General features: G+C 60.9%; 26 protein-coding genes. 13 read left to right on the forward strand and 13 right to left on the reverse strand.

What is annotated here, in order from left to right; genetic code table 11:
- The first annotated feature begins 154 nt into the window (after positions 1-154).
- The 3 genes from AC1DLT_RS07820 (at position 155) to AC1DLT_RS07830 (ending at position 3,455) form a co-directional block, all read left to right on the forward strand.
- Positions 155-1,144, forward strand: coding sequence for a cytochrome-c peroxidase (locus AC1DLT_RS07820; protein WP_038548125.1), 990 nt, complete (start codon positions 155-157; stop codon positions 1,142-1,144).
- Between the two features lie 10 nt (positions 1,145-1,154).
- The gene (locus tag AC1DLT_RS07825) at positions 1,155-3,062 is read left to right on the forward strand and encodes a methyl-accepting chemotaxis protein (RefSeq protein ID WP_477486377.1); all 1,908 of its coding nucleotides are present in this window, start codon (positions 1,155-1,157) and stop codon (positions 3,060-3,062) included.
- 123 nt (positions 3,063-3,185) lie between these two features.
- Entirely contained in the window at positions 3,186-3,455 is a 270-nt protein-coding gene (locus AC1DLT_RS07830) for a hypothetical protein (protein ID WP_151045787.1), read from the forward strand.
- A gap of 67 nt (positions 3,456-3,522) precedes the next feature.
- Here the strand turns inward: AC1DLT_RS07830 and AC1DLT_RS07835 are convergent, their stop codons facing one another.
- A complete protein-coding gene (locus AC1DLT_RS07835; protein WP_477486378.1) occupies positions 3,523-3,852 on the reverse strand; it encodes a hypothetical protein in 330 nt (109 codons plus the stop codon).
- A 237-nt stretch (positions 3,853-4,089) separates the two neighbouring features.
- Here AC1DLT_RS07835 and AC1DLT_RS07840 point away from each other — a divergent pair, with 237 nt between their 5' ends.
- Positions 4,090-5,514, forward strand: a complete 1,425-nt coding sequence (locus tag AC1DLT_RS07840) for a phosphomannomutase (protein ID WP_477486379.1) — start codon at positions 4,090-4,092, stop codon at positions 5,512-5,514.
- 28 nt (positions 5,515-5,542) lie between these two features.
- Positions 5,543-6,970 carry a mannose-1-phosphate guanylyltransferase/mannose-6-phosphate isomerase gene (locus AC1DLT_RS07845; RefSeq protein ID WP_477486380.1) on the forward strand — a complete coding sequence of 476 codons (1,428 nt, stop codon included), beginning with the start codon at positions 5,543-5,545 and terminating at the stop codon, positions 6,968-6,970.
- A 21-nt stretch (positions 6,971-6,991) separates the two neighbouring features.
- On the opposite strand, the gene AC1DLT_RS07850 is transcribed toward AC1DLT_RS07845, so the two are convergent.
- Positions 6,992-7,999 carry an NAD-dependent epimerase/dehydratase family protein gene (locus AC1DLT_RS07850; protein ID WP_477484134.1) on the reverse strand — a complete coding sequence of 336 codons (1,008 nt, stop codon included), beginning with the start codon at positions 7,997-7,999 and terminating at the stop codon, positions 6,992-6,994.
- Between the two features lie 102 nt (positions 8,000-8,101).
- On the reverse strand, positions 8,102-8,497 hold the full coding sequence (locus tag AC1DLT_RS07855) for a response regulator (RefSeq protein WP_038592299.1): 396 nt from the start codon (positions 8,495-8,497) through the stop codon (positions 8,102-8,104).
- Positions 8,498-8,817: 320 nt separating this feature from the next.
- On the opposite strand from AC1DLT_RS07855, the gene AC1DLT_RS07860 reads away from it, so the two are divergent.
- On the forward strand, positions 8,818-9,216 hold the full coding sequence (locus AC1DLT_RS07860) for a DUF1236 domain-containing protein (RefSeq protein ID WP_477486381.1): 399 nt from the start codon (positions 8,818-8,820) through the stop codon (positions 9,214-9,216).
- Between the two features lie 86 nt (positions 9,217-9,302).
- Here the strand turns inward: AC1DLT_RS07860 and pncB are convergent, their stop codons facing one another.
- The 9 genes from pncB to AC1DLT_RS07905 all read right to left on the reverse strand — a co-directional run bounded on the left by pncB (position 9,303) and on the right by AC1DLT_RS07905 (position 18,801).
- Positions 9,303-10,607, reverse strand: coding sequence for a nicotinate phosphoribosyltransferase (gene pncB / locus AC1DLT_RS07865; RefSeq protein ID WP_477486382.1), 1,305 nt, complete (start codon positions 10,605-10,607; stop codon positions 9,303-9,305).
- A gap of 167 nt (positions 10,608-10,774) precedes the next feature.
- Positions 10,775-11,098 (reverse strand): hypothetical protein, encoded by a 324-nt coding sequence (locus tag AC1DLT_RS07870; protein ID WP_051899984.1) that lies wholly within the window; start codon positions 11,096-11,098, stop codon positions 10,775-10,777.
- 83 nt (positions 11,099-11,181) lie between these two features.
- A complete protein-coding gene (locus AC1DLT_RS07875; RefSeq protein ID WP_477486383.1) occupies positions 11,182-12,132 on the reverse strand; it encodes a 2-hydroxyacid dehydrogenase in 951 nt (316 codons plus the stop codon).
- Between the two features lie 26 nt (positions 12,133-12,158).
- Complete coding sequence (locus tag AC1DLT_RS07880) at positions 12,159-13,787, reverse strand: ABC transporter ATP-binding protein (RefSeq protein WP_477486384.1); 1,629 nt, start codon at positions 13,785-13,787, stop codon at positions 12,159-12,161.
- Positions 13,784-14,257: a type II toxin-antitoxin system VapC family toxin gene (locus AC1DLT_RS07885; RefSeq protein WP_477486385.1), complete on the reverse strand. Its 474-nt coding sequence runs from the start codon at positions 14,255-14,257 to the stop codon at positions 13,784-13,786. The genes AC1DLT_RS07880 and AC1DLT_RS07885 overlap by 4 nt, the downstream gene beginning before the upstream one ends.
- Complete coding sequence (locus AC1DLT_RS07890; RefSeq protein WP_477486386.1) at positions 14,257-14,526, reverse strand: hypothetical protein; 270 nt, start codon at positions 14,524-14,526, stop codon at positions 14,257-14,259. The genes AC1DLT_RS07885 and AC1DLT_RS07890 overlap by 1 nt, the downstream gene beginning before the upstream one ends.
- A gap of 63 nt (positions 14,527-14,589) precedes the next feature.
- Positions 14,590-15,732, reverse strand: coding sequence for an ABC transporter permease (locus AC1DLT_RS07895; protein ID WP_038548088.1), 1,143 nt, complete (start codon positions 15,730-15,732; stop codon positions 14,590-14,592).
- Complete coding sequence (locus AC1DLT_RS07900) at positions 15,732-16,817, reverse strand: microcin C ABC transporter permease YejB (protein WP_038548084.1); 1,086 nt, start codon at positions 16,815-16,817, stop codon at positions 15,732-15,734. The genes AC1DLT_RS07895 and AC1DLT_RS07900 overlap by 1 nt, the downstream gene beginning before the upstream one ends.
- A gap of 145 nt (positions 16,818-16,962) precedes the next feature.
- Positions 16,963-18,801, reverse strand: a complete 1,839-nt coding sequence (locus tag AC1DLT_RS07905) for an extracellular solute-binding protein (RefSeq protein ID WP_477486387.1) — start codon at positions 18,799-18,801, stop codon at positions 16,963-16,965.
- 219 nt (positions 18,802-19,020) lie between these two features.
- Here AC1DLT_RS07905 and mepA point away from each other — a divergent pair, with 219 nt between their 5' ends.
- The 7 genes from mepA (at position 19,021) to AC1DLT_RS07940 (ending at position 23,841) form a co-directional block, all read left to right on the forward strand.
- Positions 19,021-20,055: a penicillin-insensitive murein endopeptidase gene (gene mepA, locus AC1DLT_RS07910; protein ID WP_477486495.1), complete on the forward strand. Its 1,035-nt coding sequence runs from the start codon at positions 19,021-19,023 to the stop codon at positions 20,053-20,055.
- A gap of 119 nt (positions 20,056-20,174) precedes the next feature.
- Entirely contained in the window at positions 20,175-20,555 is a 381-nt protein-coding gene (locus AC1DLT_RS07915; protein WP_038548075.1) for a methylglyoxal synthase, read from the forward strand.
- An 8-nt stretch (positions 20,556-20,563) separates the two neighbouring features.
- Positions 20,564-21,586 carry a glucokinase gene (locus AC1DLT_RS07920; protein ID WP_247137010.1) on the forward strand — a complete coding sequence of 341 codons (1,023 nt, stop codon included), beginning with the start codon at positions 20,564-20,566 and terminating at the stop codon, positions 21,584-21,586.
- 155 nt (positions 21,587-21,741) lie between these two features.
- Positions 21,742-22,560 (forward strand): 4-hydroxy-tetrahydrodipicolinate reductase, encoded by an 819-nt coding sequence (gene dapB / locus AC1DLT_RS07925; RefSeq protein ID WP_477486388.1) that lies wholly within the window; start codon positions 21,742-21,744, stop codon positions 22,558-22,560.
- 25 nt (positions 22,561-22,585) lie between these two features.
- Positions 22,586-23,221 carry a 2,3-bisphosphoglycerate-dependent phosphoglycerate mutase gene (locus AC1DLT_RS07930; protein WP_247139123.1) on the forward strand — a complete coding sequence of 212 codons (636 nt, stop codon included), beginning with the start codon at positions 22,586-22,588 and terminating at the stop codon, positions 23,219-23,221.
- A 51-nt stretch (positions 23,222-23,272) separates the two neighbouring features.
- Positions 23,273-23,566, forward strand: a complete 294-nt coding sequence (locus AC1DLT_RS07935; RefSeq protein WP_309493880.1) for a CopG family ribbon-helix-helix protein — start codon at positions 23,273-23,275, stop codon at positions 23,564-23,566.
- Positions 23,563-23,841 (forward strand): type II toxin-antitoxin system RelE/ParE family toxin, encoded by a 279-nt coding sequence (locus tag AC1DLT_RS07940; RefSeq protein ID WP_247038917.1) that lies wholly within the window; start codon positions 23,563-23,565, stop codon positions 23,839-23,841. The genes AC1DLT_RS07935 and AC1DLT_RS07940 overlap by 4 nt, the downstream gene beginning before the upstream one ends.
- Positions 23,842-23,847: 6 nt before the next feature.
- Here AC1DLT_RS07940 and phnF read toward each other — a convergent pair whose 3' ends face one another.
- Positions 23,848-24,588: a phosphonate metabolism transcriptional regulator PhnF gene (gene phnF / locus AC1DLT_RS07945; RefSeq protein ID WP_247139122.1), complete on the reverse strand. Its 741-nt coding sequence runs from the start codon at positions 24,586-24,588 to the stop codon at positions 23,848-23,850.
- Positions 24,589-24,594: the final 6 nt, after the last annotated feature.

A 24,594-nucleotide genomic window follows, 5' to 3' on the forward strand; every position in this document is an offset into this window, starting at 1 on the left:
TTTGTCAATTTTTCAATAATAAGTTGAGTTAGAAATTCGTTATACAAAGATTTTACTCTTTTTGGTTACGTTTGGTCCAGACGACAACCAGATGATTTCGGCTCCGAATTCATCCGGTCTTCGAGCGCTAAATCAGCTTCTGGATAATCCAATCATGCGCCGTTCGCTTCTCTGCATAACCCTCTTCTCAGTCGTGTCATTTCAAGGCGCGGCTGCTGGCAATCTCGCCGATTTCAAGCGACCTCTCGCAATTCCCTTCGACAAGGTGACGCCATATTCGTTGCAGTTGGCGACACTGGGGAAGATGTTGTTTTTCGATCCGCGCCTGTCGGGCGCGAAGAACATGAACTGCGCCAGCTGTCACAATCCCTCCTTTGGATTCGAAGTGCCGGTCAAGACGCCGGTGGGTGCGGCCAATACGCATCTGGCCCGCCAGTCGCCAACTATTCTGAACGTGGCGTGGACCACCCCCTTGTTCTGGGACGGCCGCGCGCCAACGCTGGAAGCGCAAGCCGCAGGACCGATCACGGCACCGGCGGAGATGAACGGCAAGCTCGACCAGATCGTCGCCGATCTGCGAGCCATTCCCGACTACAACAGTTGGTTCAAACAGATATTCCCGGACAAGGGCGCCACGAACGAGACGCTGCTGACGGCGATCGCAACCTATGAACGTACCGTTGTTTCCGCCTGGTCGCCGTTTGACCGCTGGGTGGACGGTGACGAAACCGCAGTCTCAGACAGCGCCAAGCGAGGCTTCGAACTGTTTACCGGCAAAGCAAACTGCGCCGTTTGCCACACAGGCTGGAATTTCACCGACAACAAGTTTCACGATACGGGCCTGCCTACAGACGACATAGGGCGCGCCAAATTCGAACCGAATAATCCCAAAGCGTTATATGCCTTCAAGACGCCGAGCCTGCGCAACACTCTCTATCGCGGTCCCTATATGCACGACGGCAGTCTGGCGACCATGGAGGACGTGATTGCTCACTATGAGAGCGGTGGGGTCAAAAGCGCGTCGCGCTCGGATAGCATTTCCCCAATTTTCATCACCGATCACGAGCGGGAAGAGTTGATCGCTTTCCTGAAGACCTTGACCCCTGAACAGCAGGATTTGCTCCTGCCGACATTACCCAACTGAGTAGCACGCCATGGCACTGTCAGTCCGATTCCAAATCCTTCTACCCCTCGTCGTCTCCATCCTCGCGGGCCTCGGCGCTGCCGCTCTCGTTGGTTCCCAGGCGATCGATGGCCAGACGCATATCGAGCGCGTCGTGCAGGACGCGATTGCCGCCAAGACGCTGGCTGCAAGGACCGCAACACAATTCGAGAATGTGTCGGGCGTGGTCACAAACCTCCTGGCGATGACGACATTCGTTTCGGTCGAAGAAGTCAAGAAACGGTTTGACGCGACCAATGGCGCTCTGGAGACGACGCTTGCCGAATTTGGCCGCAACTCGCTGTCACCCGCAGTCTCCGGGAACGTCAAGAACCTCGGTGATCTGCATGCTGTGTGGCGCAGCAATGTACGTATTCTGCTCGGACTCGATCCGGCAACCGCAATTCCGACAGCCGAGCAGCTTATGCGCTCGCGCACGGCCATCTTCGCGAAGATCCTCGACATCAACACGCTCGTGGACAAGACGGCATCCGACTCGGTTGCGTCCGCGGGGAAGGCGCTTGAGACCGAAATTCGCAATGAATTGACGACCGCTGCTGCACTCGCGCTCGTGGGCGTCATCATTCTGCTGTTTGTCGCCCAGCGAATTGCCGGCCCGATCGTGCGGATCACCGCGTCGATGAAGTTGCTTGCAGGCGGCGACATCGAGGTCGTCGTACCGAAGCGCCGGGGCGCCAAGGAAATTCGCGCCATGATCGATGCCCTGGCCGTGTTCCGTGAAAATGCGCGCATGCGCGATACATTGGAGCAGGAAGCGCGAACTCAGACCGCCAGCCTCGCCCATGTCTCGGCGGAAGCCCGGCTGCTGCAGAGCCAGGTGCGCGGGGTTGTCAACAAGGCCGCCGAGGGTGATTTTTCCGGTCGTGTCAGCGGACCGTTCGAGCGCCCCGAACATCACGAGCTTGCCCAGAGCCTCAATACGGTCATATCGAGCTTCGAAGGCGGGCTCAACGAAACCAGCCGCGTTCTGGATGCACTTGCGAATGCCGATCTGACGATCCGGTTCGAAGGTGTCCACAAAGGCGCATTTGCCGAACTGCAGAATAACGCGAACGCCGTGACGACCCGCCTCTCGGAGGTCGTGTCGCGACTGGCTGCTGCTTGCGCCTCCGTTTCGGCATCCAGCGACGAAATTCTGCGCGGGACGACCGAACTGAACGGGCGGTCCACGCGTCAGTCGTCGATGCTTCAGAACACGGCCGTCACGACAAACGCCGTTGCCGAAACCGTCGGCCAGAACTCCAAGCGGGCGGGCGAGGCCACCAGCGTGATTTCGGATACCAGCCAGATGGCTGAAAACGGCAGCCAGGTCATGAGCGGCGCGGAAAACGCCATGGCGCAGATCACCGTCTCCTCCGGCAAGATTTCCGAGATCATCGGCGTCATCGAGGATGTCGCTTTCCAGACGAACCTGCTGGCGCTCAATGCAGGGGTGGAAGCCGCACGTGCAGGCGAAAGTGGCAGAGGGTTTGCGGTCGTCGCAACCGAGGTGCGCTCTCTCGCCCAGTCGACGGCCAATGCTTCGAACGAGGTGAAGGCGCTCATTCAGAAAAGCCAGGCGGAGGTGAAGGCAGGTGCCGAACTGGTCCGCAAGGCGAGCGAGCAATTTTCCCAGATCGTCTCATCCATCGCATTCGTCTCTTCGCTTTCCAGCCAGATAACCAACGAGAGCAACAATCAAAGTGCCAACCTTCGGCAGTTGTCGAGCGCCATGAAAGATCTCGATGAGCTCAATGCCCATAGCAACCGGCTGGTCGGCAATCTTTCGGCCTCCACCGAGAGGACAAGCCGGGAAATGGAGGCACTAGCCGAGATCGTCAATCTGTTCCGCATCGACAAGCGAGGGCACCCCCGCGCCAGATCCAATCAGGCTGCCTGAAGCGTTTGTTGTGAGCGAGACGGACATTGCGGGACATGAACGCCGCTGTCAGCGTTTGTTCATTTTCCGCAGTCTACCTTCATAGAAACCGCCAATCCAGCGGCCAATCTGAAGGAGGAGAAGATGAAAAAGTTCATTGCCGCCTGCATCATCGGGCTTGGATGCCTCACCACGACTGCGGCCCCCACCCTCGCTGATAGTTTCAGCATAACGATTGGCGATCGGGGCTACCGGCCGTCCGGACACTATTATCGGCCGGGTTACCATCGCTACCACCGCCCCTACTACCGCCAGTATTCCAGGCACCATTACCGGCCCTACTGCAGGGTCCGGAGCGTCCAGTACCGCCATCACGGGCGTTGGGTCACCAGGACCACACGCGTCTGCCGGTAAGTCGATTTCGACGACCAGGCCTCGGCATGGCTGACGGGGTCGTTCGGACCGCGGCACGCGCTTCGCATTATTGCGAGGTCGAAAAACTGACTTGCTGCCAACGATGCAGCTTCGGATCGAAAGCAACCACGAGTTGGAAATCCTTGCGGTCCAGGCCTTTGTCGGTGTTGATATCGGCATAACCGCCAATCGCGAACCGGCAATCGGCGATCCAGCGGAAATCGCTCCAGGCGACATCGACCACATCCGGACGTTCTTCAACGAGCTGGCGGGATTTCTCGAATGCGAGGCTTCCCGGGCAGGTTTCGTCTTCGGTCGGCTCGCCCATGGCCATAAGAAGTGCCAGGCCGGCGATCGGCACGACGAAGGCGACGCTCTTTACGATATTCGCTCCCATGACGGCTCTCCCAAGCTTCGAACCCGAAGCAGCCGAACCCAAGAACAGGGCCTCACCATCCGGAACAGCGCCTGATCATGCTAGAAATGATAGCATCATTTCGGCTGGCCCGCCAAGCTTTGCGGAAAGGGCTCATGGTCCCTACACCGCCGATTTGGGGTATTGCCAATTTCAACTTTATTTTCATAGGAAATGAACTAGGACGATCAGGCTTGGAGTCTCCTTGATGGATAGCGCATGAAATTCGGAACAAGCGGCCTTCGGGGCCTCGTGAGTGATCTGGAGGGCCGAGCTTCATCCCTCTACACCCAGGCCTTTGCCCGGCATCTCCTGGAAACGAGCGCTGCCCGGCCCGGTGACGCAGTTCTGGTCGGCCGCGATTTTCGTCCGTCGAGCCCCGACATTGCCGCCACCTGCATCGCCGCACTCAGCCAAGCCGGCCTTTCGCCCATAGACTGCGGCGCCATCCCGACGCCGGCGCTGGCGCTCTACGGACTTCATCTCAAGGCCGCATCGCTGATGATCACCGGCTCGCACATCCCCGCGGACCGCAACGGCATCAAGTTCTACCGGCCCGACGGCGAGATCGACAAACAGGACGAGATGCGGATCACGGCGATCGCCGCCGAACTGGACAGGAGCGAGATCGACGCGACGCGTAGCGAAGCGCCTGATCATTCCGTGCAAGTCGAGACGTTGTTCCTTGCCCGCAATGCGGCAATGTTGCCGCAAGGCGCGCTCGCCGGCCTCAAGGTCGGCGTCTATCAGCATTCGACGGTTGCCCGCGATCTCATGGTCCGGGTTCTTGAAGGTTATGGCGCACACGTGGTGCCGCTCGGCCGTTCGGAAGATTTCATTCCGGTCGACACGGAAGCAGTCTCGGCCGAGACGATCGCCCTCCTCAAGGGTTGGGCGCGCGAATACCGGCTTGACGCAATCGTCTCCGCCGATGGCGACGGCGACCGGCCGCTGGTTTCCGACGAAACGGGGGAGCCATTGCGCGGCGACCTTTTGGGCCTGATCGCGGCAAAGTTCCTGAAAGCGCGGATCATCGTGACGCCGGTCACCTCCAATTCGGGCATCGAGGCGGCCGGGGATTTCGAAGTGGTCCGCACCAAGGTCGGATCGCCTTTCGTGATCGCCGGCATGCTCGCGGCAGTCGAAGCCGGCAAGACGGGCGTCATGGGTTTCGAGGCGAATGGCGGGCTTTTGACCGCCTCACCGTTCGAAGCCGGTGCCGCCACGCTTTTAGCGCTTCCCACCCGCGACGGTTTCCTGCCGGTTCTGGCGACGCTTGTCCTCGCTGCCCGTGAAAAGAAGCCCCTGTCGCAAATCGTCGCCGGTTTCCGCCTGCCGTTTGCGGCGGCCGACCGGCTGGAGAATTTCCCGGTCGAGACCAGCGCCGCGCTGATGTCCTATCTCAGGCAATCCGACGACAATCTTGCAGCCTTTCTCGCGCCGATTTCGACAGTCGCCGCCAAAAGCGATATCGATGGCCTGCGGGTGACGCTTGAGGACCGGCGGATCGTGCATTTCCGGCCATCGGGCAACGCACCGGAAATGCGCTGTTACGTCGAGGCCGGGACGGAAGACGAGGCGAAGGCCCTGTTACATGAGGGGCTGAACCTCATCCGCGCCTGGGCCGCAAAGCTTGAACGATAATTGGACGAGAACTGCCGGAGATATTGGAATGAATAGCAAGATCATCCCCGTCATCATGGCCGGCGGCAAGGGAACGCGGCTCTGGCCGCTGTCTCGCGCGAGCGCGCCAAAACAGTTCATTCAGTTCATCGGCGACAAGACGTTGTTCCAGGCGACGCTGTCGCGCGTTTCGGACCCGAAGCTCTATGAGGCTCCGGTCGTCATCACCAACGAGGATTTCCGGTTCCTGGTGGCAGAACAGGCCCGCGAACTCGGCATCAAGCTCTCCGGCATCCTGCTCGAGCCCGTCGCCCGCAATACGGCCCCGGCCGTGGCCGCCGCTGCCGCCTTCGTCGAAGGCCGATTTGGCGAGGATGCCATCCTGCAGGTGCTTGCCTCGGATCATGAGATCACCGCCGATGCCGGTTATTTCGATGCGATCCGCATCGCCAAACAGACGGCTCTCTCCGGCAAGCTCGTCACCTTCGGCATTGCTCCGACGGAACCCGCCACCGGGTATGGTTATATCGAGATCGGCGAGACGCTTCCTTCAGGCGCCTGCACGGTCAAGCGTTTCGTCGAAAAGCCGGGCCTTGCCGAGGCCGAGAAGATGCTGTCGACCGGCGGTTTTGTCTGGAACTCGGGGATCTTCATGTTTAAGGCCGGGCAGGTGCTGAGCGAACTTTCCAACTTCGCGCCCGAGGTCGAGGCCGCCGCCCGTACTGCACTTGCCAAGGCTTCGAGCGATCTCGACTTCACCCGCCTCGACGCGCAGGAATTTGCCGCAAGCCCGGATATCTCCGTCGACTATGCGCTCATGGAAAAGACCTCCAATGCCGCGGTCGTGCCCTCCTCGTTCACCTGGTCCGATCTCGGAAGCTGGGACGCCGTCTGGAAGCTCGGAGCCCGTGACGAGGCCGGCAACGTCGCTTCCGGCAAAACGACCCTGATCAACACGAAGAACTCGCTGGTGATGTCTCGCACCAGCCATCTTGCCGTTCAGGGCCTGGATGGCGTCGCCGTCATCGCCAGCGAGGACGCCGTCTATATCGGCCGGCTGGAAGACAGCCAGGATGTCGGCAAGATCGTCAAGCAGCTCGCCGCAACCAAGGCGACCGCGGCGCTGACCGAAACCCATCCGACCTCCTATCGGCCCTGGGGCGGTTATACGTCGGTGCTCAACGGCGACCGCTTCCAGGTGAAGCGGCTGTTCGTGACGCCCGGCAAGAAGCTCTCGCTGCAGAAACATCACCACCGCTCGGAACACTGGATCTGCGTCAAGGGTACCGCGGAAGTGACAATCGGCGAGGAAACCCGGATCGTGCGGGAAAACGAGTCGGTCTATATCCCGCAGGGCGAGGTGCATCGGCTCGCCAATCCAGGCAAGATCATGCTCGAGATGATCGAGGTGCAGACCGGATCCTATTTCGGCGAGGACGACATCATCCGCATCGTCGACGAGTTCGGACGCGGCTGAGGAGGCTCGGCGAATATCGGCTCAGTCGATCTCGTGGCGATGGTCGAGGTACCATTGCACGAAGGCCTTGACGCCTTCCTCCAGGCCGATCTCCGGCTTGCGGCCGGTCAGCGCCACGAGAAGATCGGGGCTGGCGAAGGTTCTCGGGACGTCGCCCTTCTGCATCGGCAGCATCTTGCGCTTGGCCGGTTTTCCCATGATCCGTTCGATGGTTTCGACGAAGTCGATGAGGCCCGAGGGCTGGCCGCCGCCGATATTGACGACGCGGAACGGTGCCTGATGGGAAAGCGTATCGATGCCGGCAACGCGATTATCCTCGCCCGGATAGACCTTGGACAGGTCGATGATCGAGTTCACCAGGTCGTCGATATAGGTGAAGTCGCGGCTCATCTTGCCTTCGCCGTAGATCTCGATCTCGCGATCCTCGATCATCGCCTTGACGAACTTGAAGAGCGCCATGTCCGGCCGGCCCCAGGGGCCGTAGACCGTGAAGAAGCGGAAGCCGGTGATCGGCAGCTTGTAGAGATGCGCGTAGCTGTGCGCCATCAGCTCCGTGGCCTTCTTGGTCGCCGCATAGAAGGTCAGTGGTTCGTCGGCCCGATCGGTTTCCCGGAAAGGAATATCCGGATTGGCGCCGTAGACCGACGATGTCGAGGCGAGCATCAGATGACCGACGCCGTAGTTGCGGGCGATCTCCAGGATGTTCCAGGAACCGACGAGATTGGAATCGAGGTAAGCCTTGGGGTTTTCGAGGCTGTAACGCACGCCGGCCTGGGCGGCGAGGTGGATGAGGACATCCGGCTTGAAATCCTCGACGGATTTGTCGAGCAGCGACTTGTCTTCCAGCATGCCGATCACCGGGCGAAAGGCAGGGAATTGAGCGAGCCCGGCATTGCGGGCTTCCTTGAGGCGCAGGCTGTAATAGGGCGTCATCCCGTCGAAGCCGAGAACCTCGTGGCCATCCTCCAAAAGGCGTCGCGCCAAGTGGAAACCAATGAAGCCTGCCGTTCCGGTGATGAAATAACGCATGTATGACCCGCTGTCGCTCTGCGGCCGATCCCATAGCGCGGATATTCCGCCCTGTCATCCGAGCGGCAGGAAGTTATTTTATCGGCGGGATCGCGCTGGCCCTCAGTGAAAGAGCCGCAGCCGCGCCGGCGGCACGCCCGGCCGGCCATTCTTGCGATCGACGGCGAACTGGATGAGGTCCATGGAAGCTTGGTCGGTCAGCGGTTTTGCCATTACGCCAAGGACCCCGGAGACACCCGCCGCCACCAGCCCCGGATTGCCGGTGATCATGATCACCACAATGCCGCATTCCGCCAGTGTCTTGGCGATCTCCGGGCCGGTCTCGCCATCGGCAAGCCGCACGTCCACAAAGGCGATATCCGTGTCACGGGTATAATTCAGCGCCACGGTCATGTCGGGGGCTATTCCGACGACGTCATGCCCGCTTCGATGAATGGCGTCCTCGATATCCATCGCGACCAGCAGACTGTCTTCGACGATCAGGAAACGATATTCCAAGGGCAGATCCTCCCAGACTGAAGGACGCAAATAGACTCCGATCGCCGCTTGGCAATAGGAGCAGGGCCCGATATCGATTTTTTGATCTAGCTCCCCCTGGCGTCGAGCCGCAGAACGGGGCGCTTGGTGATTGATTTGCCGGCACAGAGGTGGTGAGGGCCGCATTGCCGGCTCAGGTTCGGCAAGCGGAACATGGCTGCATCTCTCGAACACCTCCTCGCTCAAGATTTCAGACACTTACGAAAGGTGACCGGTAGACAGGAACCACTCAAAAACTGGTGGGTTAGCTCTTCGGAAGTCCAATGAAAAGGAGAAGACCCATGAAGAAGATCATTCTGGCGTCCTGCGCTATTCTTGCCGCTTCCTTCGCAACCCAGGCCGGCGCACAGCAAGGCACCGTCAACGGTGCAGCCGGCGGAGCTGTCACCGGCGCAATCGTCGGTGGCCCTGTGGGCGCAGCGGTCGGCGGTGTCGTCGGCGCCGTGGCCGGTACCGCGCTCGATCCGCCGCCGCGCGAAGTCGTTACCTATGTCGAGGAACAGCCTGCTCCGACCGCATCCGTGACGGTCGAACAACCGATCGTTGTCGGCAAGCCGATCCCGCAGAGCGTCGTCGTGACCCCGGTGCCCAGCAATCCGAAATATGCCTACACGGTGGTGAACAATCAGCGCGTGATCGTTGATCCGCAGACGCACACCGTCGTGCAGGTTATCCGGTAAGCAGGGTCGCAAGTTCCCTTCAAGCCAACCAACGCAGACAGGCCTCGCCAACTTCCGGCGGGGCCTGTTGCCGTTCGAGCAGTCTGCTAGACCAGGACGACTTGATCGACGCGATCTTCATGGCCGAAGAATTTCAAATAACGCTCCACTTCGGCCGGGTCCCCGGTTGCCTTGCGCGGATTGTCCGAGAGTTTTACCGCCGGCCGGCCATTCGCCTCGCTCACCTTGCAGACGATGGAGATCGGCATCAGGCCGGCAATCTCGTGCGGCGCACAGCCGGCGAAATCGTTGGTGAGGTTGGTGCCCCAGCCGAAACTCATGCGCACGCGGCCTTCAAAATGCCGATAGGTATCGATGATCGCATCGACGTCCAGCCCGTCGGAGAAGATCAGCAGCTTTTCCCTGGGATTGCGCCCCATCTTCTTCCACCAGGCAATGATCTTTTCGCCGCCCTCGATCGGCGGGGCGCTGTCGGGGCGGAACCCGGTCCAGTCAGCCACCCAGTCGGGCGCATCGCGCAGGAACGCCGCCGTGCCGAAGGCGTCCGGCAGGACGATCAACAGGTTGCCGCCATAGAGCCGGTTCCAGTCCTTCAGGACCTGGTAAGGGGAGGCGCGCAGCTGCTCGTCAGTCTCGGCGAGTGCCGCAGCCACCATCGGCAGCTCATGCGCATTGGTCCCCACCGCTTCGAGATCGGAGTCCATCGCCAGCAAGACGTTGCTGGTGCCGGTAAACGCTGGGCCAATACCTTCCTTGAGCGCTTCGACACACCAGCGCTGCCAGAGGAAACTGTGACGACGGCGCGTACCGAAATCGGAGATGCGCAGGCCCGGCAATGCCTGCAGCCGCTCGACCTTTTCCCACATCTTGGCCTTGGCCCGCGCATAAAGCACATCGAGCGTGAAGAAGCCCAGCGAGCGCATCGCGGAACGGGAGCGCAACTCGTTGATGATCGCGAGTGCCGGGATTTCCCAGAGCGTCGTTTCCATCCATTTGCCGTGGAAAGTCAGTTCGTACTGGCCGTCATGCTTCGAAAGTTCGTATTCCGGCAGCTTGTAGGTCGACAGCCAGTTCAAAAATTCCGGCTCGAAGATCTGCTTGCGGCCATAAAACGTGTTACCCGCGAGCCAGATCATCTCCTTCTTCGACAGACCCACCGTGCGGGCATGGTCGAGCTGTTCGCGCAGCGCGCCTTCGTCGATCTCCTGCGCCAGCTTGACGCTGGTCGTACGGTTGATCAGCGAAAAGGTGGCGTCCACATCCGGATAGAGCTTCCAGATCATCTGCAGCATCAGGAGCTTGTAGAAATCCGTGTCGATCAGACTGCGGATAATCGGGTCGAGTTTCCAGGTGTGGTTATAAACCCTGCTCGCGATATCGGTCTTGGTCATGCCTGCCCCTGCCCCGGCCGTTCCGGGCCGGCTCCGCCGATTTCGATGCATATGGAGGCAACGGCTGATCAACCTCCGGGCATTTTTATCGAAAAAAATGCAGAGTAAGTCCAGACGCAATTCGGCCGCGAGGGATCGCGGCCAAAAAAATCAAGGATGATGCCCCGTCAGTTGCCGGACTGCGATGCCGGCGGCGTGGCAGCTGGCGGAGTGGAAGGATTGGCGGTCGGCGGCGCATTCGGATTAGCCGGCGTCGTGCTGCCAGCCGGCGGCGTGGCCGTCCGGTCGGCCGGCGGCGCGGTGCTTTCGCCCCACCATTCGGCGCCGGCCCAGGCGACCATTGCCAGAATAAGGCCGGCAATCAACATCTTCAGCACCGGCGCACCCCAGCTTCCCTGACGCGCTTCCGTGGCGGTTTCCACCACCGGCGGCGAACCGGCCCGATCCGGACGACGGGTATCGGCTTCCTGGGGATCGAAACGGGTGTTCATGATTTCGCTCCTTATTCGGCCGGAATGCCCGGCTCATGCACAAGAAACGGCCCGCAGCTACGAATGTTCCGGACGGGAACGGCTCAGTAGCCCGCCCGGCGGTCCACCACATGCTGCAAAGGTTCATCAGCCTCATAGCGTTCCATCTGGGTCTCCGCATTGCGGAACAGCGCCCGTACATCGGACGCGGAAGCCGCGTGCGGCGTGATGATGACATTGTCCATCGCCCAGAGCCGGCTATCTGCACCGAGCGGTTCTTTCTCGAACACATCCAGCGACGCGCCACCGAGAATGCCGTTGTCGAGCGCGGCAACAAGATCGCTCTCCACCTGGCTGCCGCCGCGTCCGGCATTGATGAAGACTGGTTTGCCCAGGGCGCCGCCCTGGCGAAGCTTTGTAAACAGCGAGGCATTGAAGATACCGCGCGTCTCCGGCGTCAGCGGCAGAAGACCGACCAGAATATCGGTGCGGGCAAGGAAAGCATCGAGCTCGCCGCCGTCAAAGGTCTCGACGCCCTCGATCGCCTTTTTGCTGCGCGACCAGCCGACGACATCGAAGCCCATGATCTTCAGCTTTCGGACCGAATCCAGGCCGAGCACGCCAAGGCCCATGACGCCGACGGTCAGGTCCTTCGCCTCCGGCTGCGAGAGTTCGCGCCACTGGCGTTCGCGCTGCTGCCCGAGATAGGCCGGCACCTGCCGGAGGTGGCTCAAGGCCTGCAGCACGATCCATTCGCTCATCCGCGTCGTCAGGCTCTCGTCGACGAAACGGACGATCGGGACGTCAGGCAGGCCGGGCATGGTGAGGATATAGTCAACCCCGGCGCCGCCGGAAAACAGCACCTCCAGCTTCGGTGCCCGCTGGAATAGGTCCGGGTCCGGCTTCCAGATCACCGCATAGCGCGCCTCGGAAATATCCACGCCGGGATCGGAGGCGTGCAGCACGGTGCGACCGGCAAAGGCGTTGGCGAGTGCTAAATCGATCTCGCGGCGTTCGAACTTGAGATCGACGACGACCGGATGTCTGGCGGGCATGGACGGAATGACCTTGATTGCTGTGACTATTGATTGATGGCTTCGGTCTCGACCGCTTCGAGATGGAAGGCGGCGGCCATCAGCGCGCGGGTATAATCCTGCTTCGGCGCCTGGAAAATCTGGTCGGCGGGACCTTCTTCCACCACCTTACCGAGCCGCATGACGATGACGTGGTTGGCGAGAGCCTTCACGACCTTGAGATCGTGACTGATGAAGAGATAGGCAAGATCGTGCTTCTTCTGCAGGTCGCGCAGGAGATCGACGACCTGCGCCTGAACGGTCATGTCGAGCGCCGAGGTCGGCTCGTCTAGCATCACGAACCGCGGTTTCAGCACCATGGCGCGGGCGATCGCGATGCGCTGCCGCTGGCCACCGGAAAACTCGTGCGGATAACGCCAGCGCGTTGCGGGGTCGAGGCCAACCTCGGTCAAAGCCCAGGCGACGCGCTCGTCGCGGCCATCGGGGGAAAGCGACCGCTCATGCACCTTCAGCCCCTCGGCGACGATATCGCCGACCGACATGCGGGGGCTAAGCGACCCATACGGATCCTGGAAGACGACCTGAAGACGGTCGCGGAAGGGACGCATTTCCTTGAAGGAGAACTTGTCGATATCAGTTCCGATGAAGGCGATGCGGCCCTTGGAGGAGATGAGCCTTGCGAGCGCCAGACCCAGCGTCGTCTTGCCGGAACCGGATTCGCCGACGACGCCGAGCGTCTCGCCGGCCCGCAACTCGAGATCGACGCCATCGACTGCCTTCACATGATCGACCACCTTGCGCAGGAAACCCGCCTTGATCGGAAACCAGACACGGATGTCCTTGCCTTCCATCACCACCGGCTTCGAGGGATCGGTCGGCGGCGGCTCGCCACGCGGCTCAGAGGCAAGCAGGTGGCGGGTATAGGCGTGCTGCGGGTTGGCGAAGACCTCCTCGACCGTGCCGGTCTCGACGATCTTGCCCTTGGTCATGACGCAGACCCGATCCGCAAATTTCCGGACGATGCCGAGGTCATGGGTGATGAACAGCATCGACATGCCGTGCTCGCCCTTCAGCCCGCGCAGAAGATCGAGGATCTGGGCCTGCACGGTGACGTCGAGCGCCGTGGTCGGCTCGTCTGCTATCAGCAGTTTCGGGCGGTTGGCGAGCGCCATGGCGATCATCACGCGCTGTCGCTGGCCGCCCGACAGCTCGTGCGGATAGGCCTTCAGGCGCTTTTCCGGCTCGCGAATGCCGACCTGGTTCAGGAGCTCGAGCGTCCGGATACGCACTGCCTGGCCGTTGATTCCGTGGTGAAGCTCAAGGATCTCGCCGATCTGCCTTTCGATCGAATGAAGCGGATTGAGCGAGGTCATCGGCTCCTGGAAGATCATCGTGACATCGTTGCCGCGCACCCGCCGGAGTTCTGGCTCGGATGCCTTCAGCATATCCTTGCCGCCGAACAGTATTTCGCCGGACGGATGGCTTGCCGAAGGATACGGCAGTAGCTTGAGGATCGAATTGGCCGTCACCGACTTGCCGGAGCCGGATTCCCCGACCAGCGCCATCACTTCGCCGGGCATGATGTCGAACGAGACCCTGTCGACGGCAATCGAGGTGTCTCTGCCCTGGTGGAAGGCGACGGAGAGATCGCGGACGGAAAGAAGCGGCTCTGTCATCGGCCAAGGCTTTCGATGAGTTTTTCGATCGTTTGCTCGTCTGGTTGCAGACGTGAAAAAGGCAGGCTTTCGCCCTGCGCCGGCCCTACACCCTTGTCGGCCGACAACAGGTGGGAGCAACCGGCAAGATCAGCTGTTGCAATATGGACTGCGTCCGGCAATTTACGCGCGGGATCACGGGCTCTGCAACTCGCTGCCGCGGAGAGTACTTCGCGGGTAACCGGCCGAACCTCCAACCAAGAACTGGAAGAAATCAGACTATCGTAGAAATCGATCAGGGCAGTGTCATGATTGCGGTAGGGCCGCACAAGCAGTTCCCCCAATGTCAACTCGCTGGTCACGAAACGCGGAGGCGTTTGGATCGGTGCGGAGGAAAAGAGCATTGCGATCCGTTCTGCGAGGCCACTTCTTGTTTCAAATCCAGCAATGAAAATATTGGTGTCGATATAGACGCGACCAACATTCTCCATCAGTAATCCCACTCGTCCCGCAACTCGCGAATCCGCGCCACGGCTTCCTCCGTAGATACTGACGGCCTGCCGTCCGAAAGCAGCCGGCGCCGTAGCTCCATGAGGTCTTTTGCCGGGATGGGTTTGCGCTCGGCCATACCGAGATCATCACGTTTTCTGCGCTCCTCCACCTCAACGACGATCTTCACGGTCGCGTCCCTCTCCAATCCCTCCCGCAGATCCTCGGGAAGGTTGGCGACTGGGTAATGCTCTCTGACGATCTTGTTCATGGCGTCACGCTCGCTGATATACCCGATAATCTAGCGCATCGATCATGCAATTACGACCCGCCATCACCCGAACGTCTTTCTGGGATCGAAAGCATCGCGCACTGCTTCGCCGATGAAGATCAGCAGCGACAGCATGATCGACATGGTGAAGAAGGCCGTGAAGCCCAGCCATGGCGCCTGCAGGTTGTTCTTTCCCTGAGAAATCATCTCGCCGAGAGATGGAGAGCCTGCCGGCAGGCCGAAGCCCAGGAAGTCGAGCGAGGTCAGCGTCGCGATCGATCCTGACAGGATGAAGGGCAGGAAGGTCAGCGTCGCGACCATGGCGTTCGGCAGCAGGTGGCGGGACATGATCGTCCAGTTGCCGACGCCGAGCGCGCGGGCGGCGCGGACATATTCGAAATTGCGGGCTCGCAGGAACTCGGCGCGCACCACGCCGACGAAACCGACCCAGGAGAAAAGCAGGAGGATGCCGAGCAGGACGAAGAAGCCGGGCGGCAGGATCGAGGCAATGATGAGCAGGATGTAGAGAACCGGCATGGACGACCAGATCTCGATGAACCGCTGCATCAGAAGGTCAGTCCATCCGCCGAAATACCCCTGGACAGCGCCCGCCGTCACCCCGATCATCGCGGAAAAGACCGTCAGCACCAGGCCGAACAGGACGGAGATGCGGAAGCCGTAGATCATGCGGGCGGTCACGTCGCGCGCCTGGTCGTCGGTGCCGAGCCAGTTCAGGTTGCCGAGGATGCAATTCGGGTCCTGATCTTTTTGCGGATAGGCGGCGCAGCGATCCGCTTTCTCCATCAGCCAGAAGGGTTCGGTCGGCGCCGAATGGGGAATGTTGGAGTTGACCGTCTGGTAGGAATAGCGGATAGGCGGCCAGACCATCCAGCCATTCGCCTGGATTTCCTGCTGGATATAGTCGGAGCGATAATCGGTTGTTGCCAGGAAGCCGCCGAATTTTTCCTCCGGATAGTCGACGAGGACCGGGTAGAGGATTTCGCCCTTGTAGGAGGCGACGATCGGCCGGTCGTTGGCGATGAATTCCGCAAACAGGCTGAGCACGAAAAGGACCATGAACAGCCAGAAGGACCAATAACCGCGCTTGTTGGCGCGGAAATTGGCGAGCCGCCGGCGGTTGGTCGGCGTGATCCAGGGCCGCTTCTGCGGCGTCTGCACGGCGGTCTTTGCGGCGGTTGCCTCCATCAGACATCCCTCCGCTCGAAATCGATGCGCGGATCGATCCAGGTATAGATCAGGTCGGAAATGAGGCTGACGAACAGGCCCATCAGCGAGAAGATGTAGAGCGTGCCGAAAACGATCGGGTAATCGCGGTTGACGATCGCGAGATAACCGAGGCGCCCCAGCCCATCCAGCGAGAAGATGTTCTCGATCAGCAGCGAGCCGGTGAAGAAGGCAGAGATGAAGGCGCCGGGAAAACCCGCTATGACGATCAGCATGGCGTTTCGAAACACGTGGCCGTAGAGCACCTGCCGCTCGTTGAGGCCCTTGGCGCGCGCCGTCGTCACATACTGTTTCTTGATCTCGTCGATGAACGAGTTCTTGGTCAGCAGAGTGGTTGTGGCGAAAGCCGAAAGCGACATGGCGATCAACGGCAATGTCAGATGCCAGAAATAGTCGATGATCTTTTCCCACCAGGAGAGTTCGGCAAAATTATCCGAAACGAGACCCCGCAGCGGGAACCAGTCGAAAAACGAACCGCCCGCGAAGAGTACGATCAGCAGAATGCCGAACAGGAAGCTCGGCACCGCGTAACCGATGATGATCGCGCCGGAGGTCCAGACATCGAAGGTCGAACCGTCCTTGACGGCCTTGCGGATGCCCAGTGGAATCGAGATCAGGTAGGAAACGATCAGGATCCAGAAACCGAGCGAGATCGACACCGGCATCTTGTCGATGATCAGGTCGAGGACCGAAGTATTGCGGAAGAAGCTCTCGCCGAAATCGAAGCGAATGTAGTTCCACATCATTTCGAGGAAGCGCGTCGCCGGCGGCTTGTCGAAACCAAACTGCTTTTCGAGCTTCTTGATGAATTCCGGATCGAGGCCCTGGGCGCCACGGTAACGGCTTTCCTCGCCTCCGCCCTGTTGCTGGAGCATGTCGCCGCCACCGCCGGAAAGCCGATCACCGGTGTCCTGACCCTGGATCTGGGCGATCACCTGTTCAACAGGCCCGCCCGGCGCGAACTGCACGACGAGGAAGGAAATCGCCATGATGCCAACGATCGTCGGTATCATCAGCAGGAGACGGCGAAGAATATAGGCGCCCATCAGAGCTCCCTGCCTGTCGTCACGGGGCTTGTTTCACCACATATCCCAATGCCGATCAAATGGCTCTTTCCTCTTTTCCGGTGCGAATCATACGGGTTCATTTGGAACAGGTGCCGGTCGGCGGCGCAAGTCCGCGCCTATTGCGTCATTTCGCAGGGTTTTTGGCCGACCAGGTCTCGGGGAAGCCGATGCTGTATTCCGGCAGTCTCTGCGGATGCGTGATGCGGTTCCAGTAGGCGATCCTGGCTTCGCCGGAATAGAACATCGGAACGACATAGTGGTTGGCGAGCAGCACCCGGTCCATCGCCTTGACGGCCGCCACCTGATCCTCCCGGTCCTGGGCAGCGGTGATCATGCTGATCAGCTGATCCACCGCCGGATCGGCGATGCCTGCATAGTTGCGTGATCCCGGCCGGCTGACGGACGCCGATCCCCAGTAGTCCGCCTGTTCGTTGCCGGGGTTCATCGTCTGGGCCCAGACCCCGTACATCATGTCGTAGTCGAAGCTGCGGATGCGATTGATATATTGCGAAGCGTCGACTATCCGGAGCCGGGCGTCGATGCCGATTTTCTTGAGGCTCGTCACATAGGGCATCACGGTGCGCTCCTGCGACTGGCTGTTCAGGAGAATTTCGAAACCCAAGGGTTGCCCGGTCTTGGCATTGAGCATCCGGTTGCCCTTTAGCTCCCAGCCGGCCTCCTTCAGCAGGCTGATGGCGGTGCGCAGGTTATCGCGCACCTTGTTCGGGTCGCCGCCGACGGGGTTGGTGTACGGAGTTGTGAACACCCTCGCCGGAACTTTGTCCTTCAATCCGTTGAGGATCTCCAACTCTTTTCCCTGCGGCAGGCCGGATGAAGCAAGCTCGGTGCCCCAGAAGAAGCTATCGACCCGCTTCAGGCCGCCATAGGCGAGGTTCTTGTTGAGATCCTCGAAGTCGTAGGCGTAGTTCAGCGCCTCGCGAACCCGCGCATCCTTGAAGATGTCGCGCCGCATGTTCGGCACGAAAGCCTGCATGACGCCGACGGCCTTGAAGGGATTGGTCAGCGCTTCCTTGATGACCCGCCCATCCTTCACCGCATCGAAATCATAGCGCGTGACCCAGCGGCTCGAACTGTTTTCCTGGCGGTAATCGATGTTGCCGGCCCGGAAGGCCTCGAATTCCACGTCGGCATCGGAAAAATAGGTATAGTTGATCGTCCGGAAGTTATATTGGCCGAGATTGATCGGCAGGTTCTTGCCCCAGTAGTCGTCGCGCAGTTCGTAACGAATGGTGGAGCCCGGCTGAACGGCGCCGATCTTGTAGGGGCCGGACCCCATCGGCGGCTCCAGGGTGGTGCGGGAAATGTCGCGCTGGTTGCCCTGTGCATCCTTGCCTTCCCACCAGTGCTTCGGCAGGACCGGAAAATCGCCGACGATCGAGGGTAGTTCGCGATTGTTCTTTTCGTCGAAGCGGAAGGTCACTTCGCGGTCGCCGGTCTTTTCAGCACCCGTGACGTGCCGATAGTAGCCGGAATAGAGGGCGCTATGCTCCTTCAGCTTCTCCAGGCTGAAGATCACGTCCTCCGGAGTGACCGGCTGGCCGTCCGCCCATTTCGCCTCCTGCCTCAACCGGAAGGTCACCGAAGACACATCGTCCGGATAGGACACGGCCTCGGCCAAAAGGCCGTAGGTACCGAAAACCTCATCCTCCGACCGCTTCATGAGCGTGTCGTAGATCAGGCTGACACCCGAAGCCGCGGTACCCCGGTCGATCACGAGGTTGAGGTTGTCGAATGTGCCTTCGTCGCCGAGGCGCAGCTCGCCGGCCTTCGGCGTGTTCACATCGACATAGGGGAGCTGCTTGAAGTCTGCCGGCAGCTTCAGGTCACCGACGACAGCCATGCCATGCCGCCATTTCGGCTCCTGGGCGGTCGCTGCCGATGTCCAAAGAGACATTGCTGCGAGAGCGATCACGAAAGCTATCTTCAGGCGGGCCAAGAGCATACGTTACCCCTTGTGAGTTTCTTTGTTGCGGTGAAGCATAGGGCAAAAGGCGGCGAAAAACAGGAGTTCCAAACTCACATCCGTTTTATCCGGCATTATGTTCCTGAAAATCGGCAAGGCGTTCGCCATCTCCATTTCACCAAAATCCTGTTTCACGGTAGTTTGGAAGCGATCAGGTGATTTGCGGCGGATGGCATGAGATCGATTTCGAGTACAATTATGCGGCTGACGACGGCTGCTTTCCTTTGCGGCACGTTCGCGGGATCGGTGGCAGCGCAGGAGGGCACACCGGCGAAACAACTTTTCGCCGGCGTCAAGCTTCCGAGCAAGGCGGAGGCGGAACCGCTTGGTTTCTATGCCAAGGGCTGCATGTCGGGCGCGGTGGCGCTGCCGACCGACGGGCCGACCTGGCAGGCGATGCGCCTTTCGCGCAACCGTCGCTGGGGCAATCCCGAACTGATCGCACTGCTCGAACGCTTCTCCGGCGACGCAGCAAGGCTCGGCTGGGGTTCCGGCATTCTCGTCGGCGACATTTCGCAGCCGCGCGGCGGCCCGATGATCAACGGCCATTCGTCGCACCAGATCGGCCTTGATGTCGACGTCTGGTTCACCCCGAAGCCCACTCAGCCGCTGACCGTGCAGCAGCGCGAAAGCTATCCCTTCACCTCCATGCTCGACAAGAGCAAGTTCCTGACCGTCGATTCCAACCGCTGGACCAGCACCCATGCCAAGCTGATCATGCAGGCCGCGAGCTATCCGCAAGTGGAGCGCGTCTTCGTCAATCCTGCCATCAAGAAGAAACTCTGCGAGACCTGGACCGGCGACCGCGACCTGCTTGGCAAGGTGCGGCCGATCTACGGCCATGATGAACACTTCCATATCCGCATCTCCTGCCCGCCGGGCTCCACCACCTGCCAGAAGCAGGCCGCAGTACCGAAGGGCGACGACTGCAGCAGCAAGGGATTTGCCTGGTGGTTCACCAAGGAGCCTTGGGCGCCGCCGCCCAAACCGGACCCGAACAAGAAACCGGTAAAACCGCGTCAGGTCATGCTCTCGGACCTGCCGAAGGCCTGTGCGGCCGTGCTTGCGGCCCCCTCGCGTTCCGAAGACGACGCGACATTCGGCGGCAGCGCCGTGGCCTACACGGCTCAGCCTGCCGCGTCGGCATCGGCAAGGACTGTCGAAGCGATCGTCAATGATCCGCCGTCCGCTTCCAGTGATATGCCGGTCCCGACGCCGCATCCGCTGCAATAGTTTCCCGACAAGGCCGGCAATCGAAACGCCGGCCCCTTCGCGACCTTCCCAAGACCGAAGCGGCACGCTAGAACGCATCACAAATCGATTGAAAATCGTTCTGGCGAGGACACCCAATCATGTCGGCCAAGCCTTGCATCGCGTTGATCGCACACGACCAGAAGAAGAATGACATGGCGGATTTCGCCCGCCATCACCAGGCAGCACTTTCCCGGTTCAACATCGTCGCCACCGGCACGACCGGCGGCCGGGTTCAAGATGCCTGCCCCGGTCTTGAAGTGACGCGGCTGAAAAGCGGCCCGCTCGGCGGGGACCAGCAGATCGGCGCGATGATCGCCACCGGCGAGGTCGACATGCTGGTGTTCTTCATCGACCCACTGAGCGCGCTTCCCCATGACGTCGACGTCAAGGCGCTGACGCGGCTGGCGACCGTCTACGACATTCCGATGGCACTCAACCGCGCCACCGCCGAAAAACTCATCGACTTTCAGAAGGACTAAGCTTCCCGATGGCCGATACCATGAAGACCGACAAACTGCCCTTTCCGATCCTGATCGGCGATATCGGCGGCACCAATGCCCGCTTCTCCATTCTCCTCGACGCCTATGCGGAACCGAAGCCGTTTCCGAACGTGCGTACTGCCGACTATCCGACGATCGACGATGCGATCCAGAAAATCGTGCTCGATTCGAGTTCCGTTCAGCCGCGCTCGGCGATCCTTGCCATCGCGGGACCGATCGACGGCGACGAGATCGATCTGACCAATTGCGATTGGGTGGTGCGGCCGAAAGACATGATCGCCCAACTCGGCTTCGAGGATGTGCTGGTCGTCAACGATTTCGAAGCCCAGGCGCTTGCCGTCGCGGCCATGCCCGATGAATACCGCGAGACGCTTGGGCCCAACAACGAGCCGCATATGGCATCGCGCGTCGTGCTCGGCCCAGGTACTGGCCTCGGCGTTGCCGGCCTCGTCTATGCGCGGCACATGTGGTTTCCGGTTCCCGGCGAAGGCGGACATGTGGATGTCGGCCCGCGCTCGGAACGGGATTTCGAGATCTTTCCGCATCTCAAGCGCATCGAAGGCCGCGTTTCTGCGGAAGAAATCCTGAGCGGGCGCGGCGTCGTCAACATCTACCAGGCCGTCTGTGCGGCCGACGGTCTGCAGCCCGCGTTTTCCGATCCGGCGGATATCACGGCTCACGGTCTGAACCGTTCGAATTCCCAGGCCGTCGAAACGCTATCGCTGTTTGCCACCTATCTCGGCCGGGTCGCCGGCGACATGGCGCTGATCTTCATGGCGCGCGGCGGCGTCTATCTCGCCGGCGGCATCTCGCAGAAGATCGTTCCCGCGCTGAAAGGCCCAGAGTTCCGCGCCGCCTTCGAAGACAAAGCGCCGCATACGGAGCTGATGGGCACGATTCCGACCTTCGTGGTGACCCATCCACAGGCGGCACTCGCCGGCCTTGCAAGCTTTGCCCGCACGCCCTCCGCCTACGGCCTTTCCATGGATGGCCGCCGCTGGCAACGCTAGGACCGGACTGAGATCATCGCCGCGGGCGAGGCCGGTTTTCCTGAAGACGGCCTGCAAGAGATGCTTGCGCAGTGCGGAAGCGGCCTTTACGCTCGCCCCAACAAGCTGTAACCGCTCGAAAAGACCGACCGACAAAAGCAGGGACTACGCCGCACATGACCGCAAATGACATGAAACTCGTAGTGGTCGGCGCAGCGGGTCGGATGGGCCAGGCACTGATCCGGGTCATTCATGAAACCGACGGCGTGGCATTGCATGCAGCGGTCCAGCGCGAAGGCTCGCCGTTCATCGGCAAGGATGCAGGCGAGCTCGCAGGTGTCGGAACGCTTGGGGTCCCCGTGACCGCCGATCCGCTTCAGGCTTTTCTGGATGCCGAGGGCGTGCTCGATTTCACCACACCCGCGACCAGCGTCGCCTTCTCCATTCTCGCCGCGCAGGCACGGATCGTCCATGTGATCGGCACGACCGGATGCTCGGTTGAGGACGAAGAAAAGTTCAAGGCGGCGGGCCGTCACGCGCGCGTGGTCAAATCCGGCAATATGAGCCTCGGCGTCAACCTGCTCGGCGTGCTTGTCGCGCAGGCGGCAAAGGCTTTGCCCGCCGCCGGCTGGGATATCGAGATCCTCGAAATGCATCACAAGCACAAGGTCGACGCGCCATCCGGCACCGCACTGCTGCTCGGCGAAGCGGCGGCACAAGGCCGCGGCATCGATCTCGCAAGCCAGTCCGTCAGGGTGCGTGACGGCCATACGGGCGCCCGCCCGACCGGCACGATCGGGTTTGCGACGCTGCGCGGCGGCTCGGTCGTCGGCGACCATTCGGTCATCCTTGCCGGCGAAGGCGAACTGGTGACGCTCTCGCACAGCGCGCGCGACCGCTCGATCTTCGCCCGCGGCGCGGTTGCCGCAGCGCTCTGGGCGCGCGACAAGAAGCCCGGCCACTATTCCATGCTCGACGTGCTCGGGCTTTCCTGAAAATCTTCCCGGAGGAATTCATCCCATGAGCGGAACTCTCGTCCTTGTGCGCCACGGCCAGAGCGACTGGAATCTCAAGAACCTTTTCACAGGCTGGCGCGATCCGGATCTGACGCCGCTCGGCATCCAGGAAGCCGAGGCCGGCGGCGAAGCGCTGGCAGCAACGGGCATCAAGTTCGACATCGCCTTCACCTCGGTGCTGAAGCGCGCCCAGGACACGTTGAAGATCGTCCTCGACAAGGTCGGCCAGCCGGGTCTTGAGACGATCCGCGACCAGGCGCTCAACGAGCGCGACTACGGCGATCTTTCCGGCCTCAACAAGGACGATGCCCGCGCCAAATGGGGCGAGGAACAGGTGCATATCTGGCGCCGTTCCTATGACATTCCGCCGCCGGGTGGCGAAAGCCTGCGCGATACCGGCGCCCGCGTCTGGCCCTATTACATGACGGAAATCCTGCCGCGAGTGCTGCGCGGCGAAAAGGTCCTCGTCGCCGCGCACGGCAACTCGCTTCGCTCGCTGGTGATGGTGCTCGACCGGCTCAGCAAGGAAGAAATCCTCAAGCTCAACCTCGCGACCGGCGTGCCGATGGTCTACACGCTCAAGGCCGATTCGACCGTCGCTTCCAAGGACATTCTCGGCGACATGTCCGGCGCGCACTGAGCTTTTGCTTTCAAAACATCCATGTGTTACACTGTACTGACAGCGTAACACATGGATTTGAAGATGACTGAGGCCACATTCACGTTCCGCGTCGAGGAAGAGCTGAAAGCCGCGTTCACTGAGGCTGCGAAAGCCGACGATCAGACAAGCGCGCAGTTGTTGCGCAAGTTCATGCGCGACTATATCAAGCAGCAGCAAGAAGCTGCGGATTACGATGTTTGGTTTCGCCAAAAGATCCAGAAGGCGATAGATTCGGCGAATGCCGGTGACCTTCTTTCCGAAGATGACGTCGAAACCGAATTCGCTGCCTTACGGGAAGAGGCGCGGAAGTCGTCCGCTCAATGAAGCTTCTCTGGACGCCGCAAGCGCGCCGCGACCGCAGAACAATTTTTGACTACATTCGCCCTGAAAATCCGATGGCCGCGGCAGCCATGGACGATCAGTTTGCAATGGCGGCAGGCCAACTCTCCCGCCATCCCTATTCGGGGCGTCCCGGCCGTGTTTCTGGAACGCGTGAACTCCTCGCCCATCCCAGTTATCTGATGATCTATGACGTGCACGAAGGCGCGGTGCGGATTTTAGGTATCATCCATACCGCCCGCCAATGGCCGCCCGAATAGGCGACTTCAATTCTCGATCGTGAACTGCACCATATCGGCCGGAAAGCGGCTGACGGCGTATTGGACCGGCACGCCTTCGGTATCGGTATTGAGCGCGCGGGCGACGAGGATGATGGCTCCCGGCGATAGCTGCAGGTCGGCGAGATCCGCCCCGTCCGCATGGGTAGCCGTCACTTCCGTCGAGACGCGCAGATAATCCGAGAGGCCGAGCATCCGGAATGCGACCGTGATCGAACCGCTTTTGCTGTAGGCCTCCTCAATGCCGCTGAAACGGTCGGCCGGAAACCAGGTCGTCGAGCGGGAAACCGGGCGGTGATCCGCCTTCCTCAGCGTTTCCAGCCGGATCACCGGCGTGCCTTCGGGAATGCGCAGCCTGGCCGACAGATCGGTCGAGGCCGGCTCCTGTGCCGAATGAAGCAGCAGGCCCTCCTTTTCCCGCGCCTGGTCGCCGATACCCTCGCTGAACCTTGTGCGCCGCGTGATCGGGAAATTCAGCCGTTCCTTGCGCTCGATCAGCGTGCCACGCCCCTGCACGGAACGGACGATGCCTTCCTGGGCGAGAGCGGCAAGCGCGCTTCTCACCGTATGGCGATTGACGCCGAATTGCGCAGCCAGCGTGAATTCCGGCGGCACCTTGCCGGTCGCGTCGTAGTCGCCGTTGGCGATCGAGGCGCGAATGCGATCGGCGATCTGACGCCAGAGCGCCACGCCGTTTTGCCGATGAACGTTTGCCTGCCCCGTATCCATGTCACA

This window comes from Neorhizobium sp. 05N33, assembly GCF_056397445.1.

Bases quoted from the DNA above. Each gene is read 5' to 3' on its own strand.
- AC1DLT_RS07820 (WP_038548125.1), top strand. From the start codon at position 155: ATGCGCCGTTCGCTTCTCTGCATAACCCTCTTCTCAGTCGTGTCATTT.
- AC1DLT_RS07825 (WP_477486377.1), top strand. From the start codon at position 1,155: ATGGCACTGTCAGTCCGATTCCAAATCCTTCTACCCCTCGTCGTCTCC.
- AC1DLT_RS07830 (WP_151045787.1), top strand. From the start codon at position 3,186: ATGAAAAAGTTCATTGCCGCCTGCATCATCGGGCTTGGATGCCTCACC.
- AC1DLT_RS07835 (WP_477486378.1), bottom strand. From the start codon at position 3,852: ATGGGAGCGAATATCGTAAAGAGCGTCGCCTTCGTCGTGCCGATCGCC.
- AC1DLT_RS07840 (WP_477486379.1), top strand. From the start codon at position 4,090: ATGAAATTCGGAACAAGCGGCCTTCGGGGCCTCGTGAGTGATCTGGAG.
- AC1DLT_RS07845 (WP_477486380.1), top strand. From the start codon at position 5,543: ATGAATAGCAAGATCATCCCCGTCATCATGGCCGGCGGCAAGGGAACG.
- AC1DLT_RS07850 (WP_477484134.1), bottom strand. From the start codon at position 7,999: ATGCGTTATTTCATCACCGGAACGGCAGGCTTCATTGGTTTCCACTTG.
- AC1DLT_RS07860 (WP_477486381.1), top strand. From the start codon at position 8,818: ATGAAGAAGATCATTCTGGCGTCCTGCGCTATTCTTGCCGCTTCCTTC.
- pncB (WP_477486382.1), bottom strand. From the start codon at position 10,607: ATGACCAAGACCGATATCGCGAGCAGGGTTTATAACCACACCTGGAAA.
- AC1DLT_RS07870 (WP_051899984.1), bottom strand. From the start codon at position 11,098: ATGAACACCCGTTTCGATCCCCAGGAAGCCGATACCCGTCGTCCGGAT.
- AC1DLT_RS07875 (WP_477486383.1), bottom strand. From the start codon at position 12,132: ATGCCCGCCAGACATCCGGTCGTCGTCGATCTCAAGTTCGAACGCCGC.
- AC1DLT_RS07880 (WP_477486384.1), bottom strand. From the start codon at position 13,787: ATGACAGAGCCGCTTCTTTCCGTCCGCGATCTCTCCGTCGCCTTCCAC.
- AC1DLT_RS07885 (WP_477486385.1), bottom strand. From the start codon at position 14,257: ATGGAGAATGTTGGTCGCGTCTATATCGACACCAATATTTTCATTGCT.
- AC1DLT_RS07890 (WP_477486386.1), bottom strand. From the start codon at position 14,526: ATGAACAAGATCGTCAGAGAGCATTACCCAGTCGCCAACCTTCCCGAG.
- AC1DLT_RS07895 (WP_038548088.1), bottom strand. From the start codon at position 15,732: ATGGAGGCAACCGCCGCAAAGACCGCCGTGCAGACGCCGCAGAAGCGG.
- AC1DLT_RS07900 (WP_038548084.1), bottom strand. From the start codon at position 16,817: ATGGGCGCCTATATTCTTCGCCGTCTCCTGCTGATGATACCGACGATC.
- AC1DLT_RS07905 (WP_477486387.1), bottom strand. From the start codon at position 18,801: ATGCTCTTGGCCCGCCTGAAGATAGCTTTCGTGATCGCTCTCGCAGCA.
- mepA (WP_477486495.1), top strand. From the start codon at position 19,021: ATGCGGCTGACGACGGCTGCTTTCCTTTGCGGCACGTTCGCGGGATCG.
- AC1DLT_RS07915 (WP_038548075.1), top strand. From the start codon at position 20,175: ATGTCGGCCAAGCCTTGCATCGCGTTGATCGCACACGACCAGAAGAAG.
- AC1DLT_RS07920 (WP_247137010.1), top strand. From the start codon at position 20,564: ATGGCCGATACCATGAAGACCGACAAACTGCCCTTTCCGATCCTGATC.
- dapB (WP_477486388.1), top strand. From the start codon at position 21,742: ATGACCGCAAATGACATGAAACTCGTAGTGGTCGGCGCAGCGGGTCGG.
- AC1DLT_RS07930 (WP_247139123.1), top strand. From the start codon at position 22,586: ATGAGCGGAACTCTCGTCCTTGTGCGCCACGGCCAGAGCGACTGGAAT.
- AC1DLT_RS07935 (WP_309493880.1), top strand. From the start codon at position 23,273: ATGGATTTGAAGATGACTGAGGCCACATTCACGTTCCGCGTCGAGGAA.
- AC1DLT_RS07940 (WP_247038917.1), top strand. From the start codon at position 23,563: ATGAAGCTTCTCTGGACGCCGCAAGCGCGCCGCGACCGCAGAACAATT.
- phnF (WP_247139122.1), bottom strand. From the start codon at position 24,588: ATGGATACGGGGCAGGCAAACGTTCATCGGCAAAACGGCGTGGCGCTC.